The sequence below is a fragment of the Streptomyces sp. NPDC054847 genome (genome assembly GCF_053610925.1).
The window spans coordinates 1-11,209 of the sequence record NZ_JBSGZJ010000228.1; the positions used below are offsets into that span (position 1 = coordinate 1).

9 protein-coding genes are annotated in these 11,209 nt (G+C 73.0%); 6 read left to right on the forward strand and 3 right to left on the reverse strand.

Translation table 11 applies throughout. From position 1 onward, the window contains the following. Positions 1 to 33: 33 nt before the first annotated feature. Complete coding sequence (locus ACWGH4_RS21655) at positions 34 to 438, reverse strand: hypothetical protein (protein ID WP_453463287.1); 405 nt, start codon at positions 436 to 438, stop codon at positions 34 to 36. A 192-nt stretch (positions 439 to 630) separates the two neighbouring features. Between ACWGH4_RS21655 and ACWGH4_RS21660 the strand changes: the two genes are divergently transcribed. The 3 genes from ACWGH4_RS21660 to ACWGH4_RS21670 all read left to right on the forward strand — a co-directional run bounded on the left by ACWGH4_RS21660 (position 631) and on the right by ACWGH4_RS21670 (position 4,113). Next, positions 631 to 1,656, forward strand: a complete 1,026-nt coding sequence (locus ACWGH4_RS21660) for an endonuclease/exonuclease/phosphatase family protein (RefSeq protein ID WP_453463290.1) — start codon at positions 631 to 633, stop codon at positions 1,654 to 1,656. A gap of 156 nt (positions 1,657 to 1,812) precedes the next feature. After that, positions 1,813 to 2,082 (forward strand): DUF2630 family protein, encoded by a 270-nt coding sequence (locus tag ACWGH4_RS21665; protein WP_453463293.1) that lies wholly within the window; start codon positions 1,813 to 1,815, stop codon positions 2,080 to 2,082. 69 nt (positions 2,083 to 2,151) lie between these two features. Further along, positions 2,152 to 4,113 (forward strand): FUSC family protein, encoded by a 1,962-nt coding sequence (locus ACWGH4_RS21670; RefSeq protein ID WP_453463296.1) that lies wholly within the window; start codon positions 2,152 to 2,154, stop codon positions 4,111 to 4,113. A 36-nt stretch (positions 4,114 to 4,149) separates the two neighbouring features. Here the strand turns inward: ACWGH4_RS21670 and ACWGH4_RS21675 are convergent, their stop codons facing one another. Next, positions 4,150 to 4,554, reverse strand: a complete 405-nt coding sequence (locus ACWGH4_RS21675; protein ID WP_441263418.1) for a S4 domain-containing protein — start codon at positions 4,552 to 4,554, stop codon at positions 4,150 to 4,152. A gap of 230 nt (positions 4,555 to 4,784) precedes the next feature. Between ACWGH4_RS21675 and ACWGH4_RS21680 the strand changes: the two genes are divergently transcribed. Beyond that, complete coding sequence (locus tag ACWGH4_RS21680) at positions 4,785 to 6,257, forward strand: APC family permease (protein WP_453463299.1); 1,473 nt, start codon at positions 4,785 to 4,787, stop codon at positions 6,255 to 6,257. A gap of 61 nt (positions 6,258 to 6,318) precedes the next feature. Next, positions 6,319 to 7,275, forward strand: a complete 957-nt coding sequence (locus tag ACWGH4_RS21685; protein ID WP_453463302.1) for a hypothetical protein — start codon at positions 6,319 to 6,321, stop codon at positions 7,273 to 7,275. A gap of 13 nt (positions 7,276 to 7,288) precedes the next feature. Here the strand turns inward: ACWGH4_RS21685 and ACWGH4_RS21690 are convergent, their stop codons facing one another. Further along, positions 7,289 to 9,337, reverse strand: coding sequence for a PhoX family protein (locus tag ACWGH4_RS21690; protein ID WP_453463304.1), 2,049 nt, complete (start codon positions 9,335 to 9,337; stop codon positions 7,289 to 7,291). A gap of 274 nt (positions 9,338 to 9,611) precedes the next feature. Here ACWGH4_RS21690 and ACWGH4_RS21695 point away from each other — a divergent pair, with 274 nt between their 5' ends. Beyond that, positions 9,612 to 11,093 carry a VWA domain-containing protein gene (locus ACWGH4_RS21695; protein WP_453463307.1) on the forward strand — a complete coding sequence of 494 codons (1,482 nt, stop codon included), beginning with the start codon at positions 9,612 to 9,614 and terminating at the stop codon, positions 11,091 to 11,093. The last annotated feature ends 116 nt before the right edge of the window (positions 11,094 to 11,209 follow it).

An 11,209-nucleotide genomic window follows, 5' to 3' on the forward strand; every position in this document is an offset into this window, starting at 1 on the left:
CGCCGATCGAGGTTTGCCTGTGACCAGCCTGTCTCACTCCCGCGTGTAATAGAAGTAGAAGGTCACGGCGGCCACACCCGCCCCGACCGCCACGCCGATCCCGGCGGCCCGCAGGACGCTCCCTCCGGCGAGACTGGTCAGGAATCCGACCGTCGCCGCGGTCAGGGCCCCGTAGGCCAGGGCCCGCATTTCACGGGGCAGCGCGTGCTGGACGCGCATCAGCGCGAACAACAGCACGGCGATGACGACCGCGGTGATCACTCCGAGGACCCACTGGCCCCCGGTCGCCACGCCGTCGTTCTGGGCCCGCTTGATGAACGCTGCCCAGATACCGAGGACGAGTCCCACGGTGACGGGCACCGCCCAGGCGGTGGGACTGTGGTGCTGTCGTTCTGAAGTCCGGCGCCGGCGGTGCGGCATCGCTGCGTGTGCGGCCATGACGGAACGCTCCTTCCCTCTTCCCCCGCGCCTCTTCAGGGCACACCCGTGGGCGGCCGCGGGCAAGTCCTGGGAGGACCGGACCGGGACCGGCGCTCCGTTGCCGGGGGTCGTCCGCAACGAACCCGCGGAAACGGGCGTCTCATGTCCCAGGGGCCACACGTTCCCGTACGCAGAGGTTCGGAGGCCGGTTTGGACAGCGCGACCTGGCAGAGCGCGGAGGAGGACGGGGCAGGGGCCCCGTACGGCACGGCCGGCTCCGGCGCACGGCGCACCGCGGGATGGCTCGCCGCGCTGCTGCTCCTCGCCCCCACCGCCGTCGCCGCGTGCCGCGCCGCGGACACGGACGGTGTCACGCCCGTCCCGCAACTGCTCGCGTTCCTGCCGTGGCTGCTGCTGCCCGCCGGCGCCGCCCTGCTCCTCGCCCTGCCGGCGCGCAGCCGTTTCCTCGCGGGCTGGGCGGTCGCGGTGCTCGCGGTCACGGGGTGGTTCGTCAGGCCCTACGACACCGGGCTGACCGAGAAGCCGCCCGGTCCCGTCGTCGCCCGCCTCGACGTGCTGACCTCGAACATCGAGTTCGGGCAGGCCACAGGGGCGCTGGTGGCCACGCTGCGCCGCGAGCGGCCGGACATCGTCTTCGTCCAGGAATGCGACCACGCGTGCGCCGATGCCCTGGAGGCGGACGTGCCGCGTGCCGACTACCCGTACCGCCATGTCGTGGCGGACTTCTCCGCCGCCGGTTCCGCGATCCTCAGCAGGCATCCGCTGCGGCCCGCCCCCGGTGTCGACAGCACGCTCGCCATGCCGGGGGCCGTCGTCGACGTCGCCGGGCGCGAGGTCGGCCTCCAGCTCGCGCATCCCCTGCCGCCGGTCCCTGAAGCCGTGGACGACTGGCGCCGGGAACTGGGGCTGCTGCGGAACCACGCGGCCCGCGCGAAGGGCTCGCCGACCGTGGTGGCGGGCGATTTCAACGCTGGCCAGGACCACGCCGCGTTCCGCCGCATCCTCCGGGCGGGCGGGCTGAGCGACGGCGCCACCCTCGCCGGCGCCGCCCGCACGCCCTCCTGGCCGGCCACGCTGCGCCGCCCGCTGGGCACGCAGATCGACCATGTGCTGGTCAGCGACGACTTCTCGGTGCGCCGGGCCCGCTTCCTGGACCTACCGGACACCGACCACCGCTCGCTCCTCGTCGAACTCGAACTGCACGACGTGCGCTGACCGCCGGTGGGAGCGAAAGTGGGTACGTGGTGCGGGACGGCGGGGGCCCCGGTCAGGAGGCACCGGACGGGCGCCTCGCGCCGTGACCGTGTGACCGGCTCACCGCCGAGGACGGCACACCGGGCACCCCGCACGACGGACCACGGAGCGGACGCCATGGACCACGAGCAGAAGAACGAGCAGGTCGACGAGCAGATCATCGACGACATCGGGAACCTCGTCGCCGAGGAGCGGGCGCTGCGCGACCGTTCCACCGACCAGCGCGGCCTCGCTCCCGACGAACAGGCCCGGCTGCGGCAGCTGGAGATCCGTCTCGACCAGTGCTGGGACCTGCTGCGCCGGCGTCGCGCGAAGGCCGAGTTCGGTGAGGACCCCGGCACGGTGCGGGAACGGCCCGCCGAAGAGGTGGAGAACTACCGCAGCTGAGCACGGTCGCGGCAGGGCGGGCCGCGATGGAGCTTGCGCCCGGCGGCCCGTTCAGGGTCTCTTGAAGCCATGGGACGACGCGAGGACGGCAACGGCGGCCGCACGGGGCGCCTGACGCCGCCGGCCTGGCTGATGCACGGTCTGCGGCCCGCGTCCGTGCCCGTCCCCAAGGCCGCTGTCGGCCGCGCCGCCGTCGCCCTCGCCGCGCCACTGGCCGTCGGTCTGGCGACCGGCCGCCCCGAATACGGCGCGCTGGTGTCGATGGGCGCACTGGCCGGTGTCATCGGCGACACCGCCGACGCCTACCGGATGCGTCTGCTGAACATCGCAGTCCCGCAGTTCTTCGGAGCGGTCGGCGTGACCCTCGGCATCCTGGTTCACGGGGAGGGCTGGGTCGCGGTCGGTGCGCTCACCCTCATCGCGCTCGTCTCCGGCATGATCTCCTCCATCGGCGCGGTGGCCTCCGTGTCAGGGCTGCTGCTCCTGCTCAACGCGGTGGTGGGGGCGGGGCTGCCGATGCCGGGGCCCTGGTGGAAGGCGCCGCTGCTGCTGACGCTCGGCGGGCTGTTCGTCCTCGTACTGACCCTGCTGGCCTGGCCGGTGCGTGCCCGGGTCCCGGAGCAGGCGGCGGTCGCCGCGACCTACCGCAGCGTCGCCGCGCTGCTGGCCGCCGCGGGCACCACCGATTACGACGCCCGCCGTCAGGACGTCACCCAGTCGCTCAACACCTCGTACGACCTCGTCCTGGCCCGGCGTGCCCGCGACCACGGCCGGCGGGGCGGGCTGGTCCGGCTGCTCGCCCAGCTCAATGTGATCGTCCCGCTCGTCGAGGCGGCGGCCGCGGCGCACCTTTACGGGCGTGCCTCCCGGCGGCCCCAGATCGCGGCGGTGGTACGCGAGTTGGCCGACTCGGTGGAGCAGGAGCGCACCACCGCGCCCGAGTTCGTGCTGCCCGAGCCCGAAGGCCCGGCCGACCGTGCCGTGAACAGCGCCCTGCGCCACGCGTCGGCAGTCGTCCACCGGACCGACCCGGACCCCGCGGGTGTGGACGACCGGCTGGGCCGGCCGGCGGCGCTCGGCGTCAGGGCGCGGCAGGCGGCCCGCAACGTACTGCTGTCGGAGTCCTCTTGGCGCTACGGGCTGCGGCTCGCGCTCTGCATCGGGCTGGCGCAGACACTGGTGTCGCTGATCCCGGTCACACGCTCCTACTGGGTGGCCCTCACCGTCACGTTCGTCCTGAAACCGGACTTCGGCTCGGTGTTCTCCCGCGCCGTGCTGCGTGCGCTCGGCACGGCCGCCGGTCTCCTCGTCGCGGCCGCCGTGCTGGCGGCGGTGGAACGCGGCTGGTGGGACGTGCCCGTGATGATGGTTCTCGCGGCGCTGATCCCGGCGTTCTCCGTCAAGGGCTACGCCTTCCAGACCGCGGCGATCACCCCGGTGATCCTGATGCTGTCGGACATCCTCAACCACGAGGGCTTCCATCTGGTGCTGCCGCGTCTCGTGGACAGCCTCATCGGGTGCGCCATCGTGCTGGTGGCCGGCTATCTGATGTGGCCGGAGAGCTGGCACACCAGGATCGGGGACCGGCTCGCGCAGTGCGTGGAGGACACGGCGCACTATGTGGCGTCCGCGTTCGGCGGCATGGACCACACGGAGCGCGCGCACGCCCGGCGGCGGATCTACCGCGACCTGTCCTCCGTGCGTTCCGAGTTCCAGCGGGCCCTGACGGAACCGCCGCCGACCGGCGCGCGGGCCGCCGCCTGGTGGCCGCTGGTCGTCGCCGCCGAGCGGATCGTGGACGCGACGACAGCGGCGCGGGTCCGCGTCGACCACGGCGCCGAACCGCCCGACGCCACCGAGGTCACCGACATCGAGCGGCAGCTGCGCGAGCTGGCGGACGGGCTGCGGTCGAGCGAGGTGCTGGTCGAGGTGCGGGCGGATCTGCCGGGCGACGAGGAGGGTGTGCTGGCGCCGCTGCGCCAGGAGGTGCGGGCGGCGCGGGCGATCGCGTCACCCGCGCCGAGGTCGTGAGGGCGCTCCGCCGCCGCGTGCTCCCCGCCGGACCGGTCAGCCCTTGTGCCGGGCGCCGTGGAGCCGCTCCAGCTCACGCCGGTCGCGCTTGGTCGGACGGCCGGCACCGCGGTCACGTACCGCCGCCGGGGCGGCGAACTCCTTGGGCGGGGGCGGCGGGCTGTTGTCCACGTACGCCTCCGCCGCGACCGGCGCGCCCACCCGCTTCCGAAGGATCTTCGAGACGACCACAAGACGCTCGCGCCCGGCGTGGAACAGCCGTACCTGGTCCCCGACGCGCAGCGCCTGGGCGGGCTTGACGCGCTCGCCGTTGACACGCACATGGCCGGCGCGGCAGGCGGCGGACGCCTGTGAGCGGGTCTTGGTGAGCCGTACGGACCAGATCCACACGTCGACGCGTACGGTCCCCTCGCCTGACGTGGACGCTCCCTCTGCAGCCATGTCCCGACTCTACGACCCGCGGCGCTCCGCGGCACGGACCCGTACGGAGGGGACCGGACCCGGCCCGCCCCACCCGTGCGGACGGGAGCGGACCCCGCCCCCTCACCCGTACGCACACATCCGACTACGATGCGCACGATCCCCCGGAACGGAGCCTTCCCTCCGTACGGGCGACCCCTTTCTGATGCGCCGGCACCTACCGCGCGGCACAAGGGCTTTCGGAGACTTCCATGCGCAGCAGCTCCGGCAGAGGGCTCCGGCCCAATGTCCTCGGGACGTTCGACACCATCGTCATGGCCGTGGCGGGCAGTGCCCCCGCCTATTCGATCGCGGCCACCACGGCGGTGCTCGTCGCCACGGTCGGACTCGCCGGTCCCGCGGCGCTGCTGTACTGCGCGATCCCCATGCTCGGCATCGTCCTCGCCTTCGGCAGGCTCGGCCGTATCGACGTCAACGCGGGCGCCGGTTACTCCTGGGTCGGGCGAACCCTCCACCCGTTCCTGGGCTTCCTCTCCGGGTGGGCGCTGGTCGTCTCGACGACGATCTTCATGGTGGCGGGGTCGCTGCCCGCGGGCGCGATGACCCTGGCCCTCTTGGACCCGGATCTCGCCGACGACCGGTTCCTCGCCACGGCCGTGGGGGCGGCGTGGTTCGTGGCGATGCTGCTCGTCGTGCTGGGCGGGGCGCGGCTGACGGTACGCGCCCAGCTGATCCTGACCGGCACCGAGCTGGCGATCCTGCTCTTCTTCGTGGGGGCCGCCGTGCTGCACGAGGGCGCCGCGACCGCCTTCGACTGGTCCTGGTTCGGCTTCTCGCACTTCGACGGGCCGGCCGGCTTCGCCTCCGGGGCGCTGATCGCCACGTTCTACTACTGGGGCTGGGACGTCACCAGCAACCTCAGCGAGGAGACCCGGAACAGCCGCCGCACCGCCGGGCTGGCCGCGCTCGTCGGTGTCGGGATCGTCTTCCTGCTGTTCGAGGCGTTCACGATCGCCGTCAACGTCGTCCTGACGCCCGGCGAGATCCAGGCGGCCGGAGCGAACGTGCCGGCCGTGCTCGGGGCCGCCGTCTGGCCCGGTGTCGGCGGAAAACTGCTGGTCCTGGCGGTGCTGCTGTCGACCGTCGCCACCTTGGAGACCACCCTGATCCAGGTCACCCGCTCGCTGTTCGCGATGGGCCGCGACCGGACGATGCCTGCGGCGCTGGGCCTGGTCCACCGCCGCTGGAACACACCGTGGGCGGCCGTGACGGTCGTCGGCGTGGTCGCCCTCGCCATGTTCGTGGCCTCCACGGCACTCGGCTCCGTCGCCGACGTGGTCGCCGCGGCGGTCGCCGCGATAGGCCTCCAGATCGCCTTCTACTACGGGCTCGCCGGGATCGCCGCCGTCGTCGCGTACCGCAGGATGCTGCTGGTGTCCGTGCGCGAGTTCGTGCTCGGCGGCGTCTGGCCGCTGCTGGGCGCGCTGTTCATGCTGTGGATCTTCTTCGAGTCGCTCGGTGAGCTGAGCGGCGCCTCGATCGCGATCGGTCTCGGCGGTCTCGCCTCGGGACTCGTCCCGATGGTCCTCTACTGGCGGCGGGGCAGCGCGTACTACCGGCCGGCCCGGCTGGACGCGGCCCGTGCCGTCACCGGGGACGGCACCGGTGACCGCGGCCACCATCGCGGTGACTACGCCGACAAGGCGCTGGCCACGGACTTCTGAACACCACCCGGACCGCTGAGGGCCCGTCGCACGAAACGCACCGCCGAGGGGAGTGACGCAGATGGCCGTACGCCGCCGCTTCGTACCCGACTTCGATCCCGCCTTCGGGGACCGGCCCCTCACCGACGCTCTGCACGACATCGTCATCGGCCGCTGGCAGGGCGTCCGCGATCTGCTGCACGCCACCGGCGACGACTGGCCGCTGCGCACCCACCGGATACGGCTGCTCGCCCATGCCGCTGCCGGCTCCTCCGCGGCCGAGATATGGCGGGCCGCGGAACCGGACCGCCCCGACGCCGCGGTCCTCGGCGCCGCCACGGACGTCGTCCGCGCGTTCCAGCGGGTGATCGCCACCGGCCGCGGCGGGGCCGACCGCACACGGCTCGACGCCGCGGTACGTGCCTGCCTCACCGCCGCCGACGCCCACCCCGCCGACCCGATGCCGTGGGTGTCGCTGCTGACGGTGGCCCGGCTCTACGAGGACGGGGTCCCCCGCCGTGAACTGCGCGGCTGGTGGGACGAGCTGCGCCGGCGCGACCCGTACAACGTCGAGGGCCATGTGCAGCTGCTGCGCTACCACTCGGCCCGATGGCACGGCACGCACGGCCGGATGTACGACTTCGCCCGCGACGCGGCAGGCGCGTCACCGCCCGGCTCACCGCTGCCGGTGCTGGTGCAGATCGCCCGGGCGGAGGAGTACCGGTACGTCGCCGACGCCGCGCAGGGCCGGGTCGTGCGCGGATTCGACCAGCACTGGAAGCACGAGCTGGCGATCAGGGAGATCCGCCGCACCTGGGAGCGGTGGGTCCTGTGGCGTACGGACGGACCCGTCGCGCCCGAGGAGATCGGGGAGCTCAACTACCTCACGCACGCCGCGTGCCTCGCGGGACTGCGGCAGGAGGCGGGCGGACTGTTCCAGCTGCTCGGCGCCAGGGCGGCGTATCTCCCGTGGGCGTACACGGGAGACGCCGCCGAACAGTTCACGAGGTGGCGCGCACAGACGGGCGCCACCTCGTGAACGCGCTGCCGGGTCAGACGCCGATGTCCCCGCCGTCCTTGCGGTAGACGGCGACGACCGACGGGCGGACCAGCTTGCCCGGTCCGTCGGGCCAGGCGCTCGCGGGCTTCTCGACGGACGCGCCGTCGACCTCGCCCGGGTGCTGCACCGCCACCAGGACACGACGGTCCTGGATCACCGGGCCGCAGGTCTCCGCACCGATCGGCACGGTCAGGAACTGCTTCAGCTCACCACGGCGCTCGCCCTGCGTCGCCACACCGAAGAGACCGTCGTGGGTGCCGAGCGCGTTGCCGTCCGTGGAGAGCCACAGGTTCCCGTGCGCGTCGAACGCCACGTTGTCCGGGCAGGAGATGGGGCTGACCCTGTCCTTCGGGAAACCGGCGAAGTAGGTCGCCGGGTCGTTCGGGTCGCCGGCGACCAGGAAGAGACGCCAGGCGAAGCCGTCCGACGCCGGGTCGTCCCAGTGCTCGGCCAGCTCGAGGACCTGGCCGTGCTTGTTGCCGTTGCGCGGGTTGGCCTCGTCCGCGCCCGCCTTGCCGGCGGCGCCGCGGTCCTTGTTGTTGGTGAGCGCCACGTACACCCGGCCGGAGCGGGGGCTCGGCTCGACGTCCTCGGGGCGGTCCATCTTCGTCGCGCCGACCTTGTCACCGGCGAGACGGGTGAAGACGTACACCTCCTCGGCGGTCATGCCGGGCACGTGCGACACGTCGCCCGTCGCGAGCGGGATCCACACGCCGGAACCGTCGAACTCGCCGTCGTTCGGGAGCTTGCCGGTGCCGTCGATCTCGGCGGCGGGGCTGTCGCCGGTCAGCTTGGCGACGTAAAGCGTGCCCTCGTCGAGGAGCGTGCGATTGTGCTCGCGCGCGGCGCGGCCGCCGCCCTTCTTCATCCGCTTGGAGGAGACGAACTTGTAGAAGTAGTCGAAGCGCTCGTCGTCGCCCATGTAGACGACGGGCCGGCCGTCGGCGGTGAGCCGGGGCTGCGCGGCCTCGTGCTTGAACCGGCCCAGCGCGGTGCGCTTGGCGGGCGTGAAGTCAGGGTCGAACGGGTCGAGTTCGACGACCCAGCCGTGGCGGTGGACCTCGTTGGGCTCCTGCTTGAGGTCGAAGCGCTTGTCGAAACGCTCCCACTTGCGCTCCGTGGCGCCGGAGCCGAGGCCGTAGCGCTTGTCCGTCGCGCTCGAACCGTTCGCGAAGTACTGGTTGAAGTTCTCCTCGCCGTGGAGGGTGGTGCCCCACGGGGTGGTGCCGCCGGCGCAGTTGTTGAGCGTGCCGAGCACCTTGGTGCCCGACGGGTCGGCGGAGGTGCGCAGCAGCGCGCTGCCGGCGGCCGGGCCGGTGACCTCGAACTCGCTCGTCGCGGTGAGACGGCGGTTGAGCGGGTGGCGGTTCACCGGGGTGAGCTTGCCGGAGCGGTGCTCCTCCTGGACCACGACGACCGACAGACCGTGCGCGGCCCAGGCGATCTCGACCTGCTCGCGGGTCGGGTTCTCGGGGTCGTACCCCTTGAACATCAGGACCTCGTCCGTGTACTCGTGGTTCGCCACGAGTACCTGGCGGCCGCGCTCGCCCCGGAGCGGGAGCAGGCTGAGGAAGTCGTTGTTGTAGCCGAACTGGCCGGCCTGCGCCTTCGCCGACTGCCGGTCGGGGTCGAAGGCGGGGGCGCCGCGGAGGATCGGCTCGCCCCAGCGGATGACCACACTCTGCGCGTAGCCCTCGGGGACGGTGACCTTGTCGTCCTTGTTGGGGGCGACGGGCGCGAAGCGCAGACCCCGGGCGCCGTCCACCTTGCCGGCACCCGGCTTGCGGCCGGAGGCCTCCGCGGGAGTGGCCGACTGGACGACGACCGAGCCGCCGGCCGCGGCGGCGACGGTCACCACCGCGGCGGCGCGCATCATCGAACGGCGCGACAGGGCGCTCGCTATGACGTCACCGACGTACTCGTTGTCGCTGGTGTTCGGGACCTCGTGGAAGCAGGCGTCGCCACAGCGGTAACGGCAAGTGAGGGCGGAACGTCCGCCCGCGTGCGGAGTGGTGGTCAACAGCGGCAGCAGTTTGCGCACTTCGTCCTCCTTCGGCGCACCTGCGCCGACATGGTGTCGGAATGATTCCGGCCATGACGTTAGAGGCGCACATCTGCACGGCGGCGGACGCGAGATGAACGACGGATGAATGGGGCACGGCCGGGGCCCGGTCGAGGTGTGTGGAACGGTCCGGCGGGTGCCCTCCCCGGAGCCGCGCCGGGCGGCCGCTAACCTTACGTGTCCGCCCTGGCCTTTGTTGCCCCGGGCAGGAGCGGACAGTCACCGCACCCAACTCATGTGAAAGGCCTCGCCCATGGGTATTCGGAGCATGCTGCGCAAGGTGTTCGGACGCGACCGCGATGAGCGTAACGAGTCGGCGGCACCCTCCGTTCCGGCCCAGAGCGAGCGCACGGAACCGGCCAAGGACACGTCCACCGCGACGGTCCCGTCCCAGCCCCCCACCGACCGGGCGGCAGACCTGGTCTCCGCCGCGTTCGACAACCCGGTGCCGCGCCCCCGCCCCACGTCGGTCCCGGCCCAGGCCACATCGCCGGAGCCGAGCGTCTCCACCGACGCGGCCGGCCCGAAGCCCGCCGCCGAGGACGTGGCCGCTGAGGCCGATGCCCCGGTGACCGAGCCGACGACAGAGGCGGCTCCCGAGGCCGAGTCCGCCGAGGACAAGGCGGCCGTGGCCGAGACGGCCGAGGACGTGGCCGCCGAGGCCGAGACCCCGGTGACCGAGCCGACGACGGAGGAGGCTCCTGAGGTCGAGGCGGCCGAGGACAAGGCGGCCGAGGTCGAGGCCGTCGTGGCCGGGACCACCGAGGTCGAGCCCGCGGCTGAGAAGGCCGCCGTGGACGAGGTCGCGGAGGACACCGCCGCCGAGGCGGCCGAGGACAAGGCCGTCGAGGTCGACTCGCCGACTGCGGACACGGACACGGACGAAGCCGCCCGGGACGCTGTCGCCGAGGCCGAAGCGTCCGAGGCCGTCGCGTCCGACGAGCCCGCCGCCGAAACCCCGGTCGCGGCCGAAGCCGAGGAGCCCGAGGCCGCAGCCGCCCCCGCCGCCGAGGCCCCAGAGGCCGACGAGACCGAGGCCGCGGAGACCGAGCCCACCGTCGCCGCCGGGCCCGCCGGGCGCGCCGCGATCGGGCTCGCGCGGGTCAAGGCGCGGGCACCGCAGCTGGTGGACGCGTACAAGGCCGCGGGCGCCGCCCTCAAGAAGGCGGAGCTCACCGGGGCGCGTGCCCGCGTGTACCTCGTGCTCGACCGGTCCGGATCCATGCGCCCGTTCTTCAAGGACGGCAGCGCCCAGCGCCTCGGCGAGCAGGCGCTCGCGCTCTCCGCGCACCTCGACGCCGACGCGACCGTCGACGTCGTGTTCTTCTCGACCGAGATCGACGGCACCGGCGAGCTCACCCTCGACTCCCACGAGGGCCGCGTGGACGAGTTGCACGCCGGCCTCGGCCGTATGGGCCGGACGAACTACCACCTCGCCGTCGAGGAGGTCCTCGCCCTGCACGCGAAGAAGAACACCGACGCCCCCGCGTTCGTGATCTTCCAGACCGACGGCGCCCCCGAGTCGAAGACCGCCGCCACCGCCGCGCTCGCGGCGACCGCCGGCAAGCCGGTGTTCTGGCAGTTCGTGGCGTTCGGTGAGCACGACGCCAAGGCGTTCGACTACCTGCGCAAGCTCCAGGTGGACAACGCCGCCTTCTTCCATGCCGGCCCGGCGCCCGTCGAGCTCCCGCACGCGGAGCTGTTCAAGGGCATCCTCGAGGTCTGGCGGCCGTGAGCACGACCCGGCGGTGACCCCGGTGACGTCCGGGCGGGCGCGGACCGCGTCCGCCCGGACCTCCGGGGGCGCCGCACGGCACCCGGGCCCGCGGCACGGGTGTGAGTGGATCTTCT

What these genes read in the sequence shown, in the direction of transcription:
- ACWGH4_RS21655 (WP_453463287.1), bottom strand. Translation starts at nt 438, where the DNA reads ATGGCCGCACACGCAGCGATGCCGCACCGCCGGCGCCGGACTTCAGAA.
- ACWGH4_RS21665 (WP_453463293.1), top strand. Translation starts at nt 1,813, where the DNA reads ATGGACCACGAGCAGAAGAACGAGCAGGTCGACGAGCAGATCATCGAC.
- ACWGH4_RS21670 (WP_453463296.1), top strand. Translation starts at nt 2,152, where the DNA reads ATGGGACGACGCGAGGACGGCAACGGCGGCCGCACGGGGCGCCTGACG.
- ACWGH4_RS21675 (WP_441263418.1), bottom strand. Translation starts at nt 4,554, where the DNA reads ATGGCTGCAGAGGGAGCGTCCACGTCAGGCGAGGGGACCGTACGCGTC.
- ACWGH4_RS21680 (WP_453463299.1), top strand. Translation starts at nt 4,785, where the DNA reads ATGCGCAGCAGCTCCGGCAGAGGGCTCCGGCCCAATGTCCTCGGGACG.
- ACWGH4_RS21685 (WP_453463302.1), top strand. Translation starts at nt 6,319, where the DNA reads ATGGCCGTACGCCGCCGCTTCGTACCCGACTTCGATCCCGCCTTCGGG.
- ACWGH4_RS21695 (WP_453463307.1), top strand. Translation starts at nt 9,612, where the DNA reads ATGGGTATTCGGAGCATGCTGCGCAAGGTGTTCGGACGCGACCGCGAT.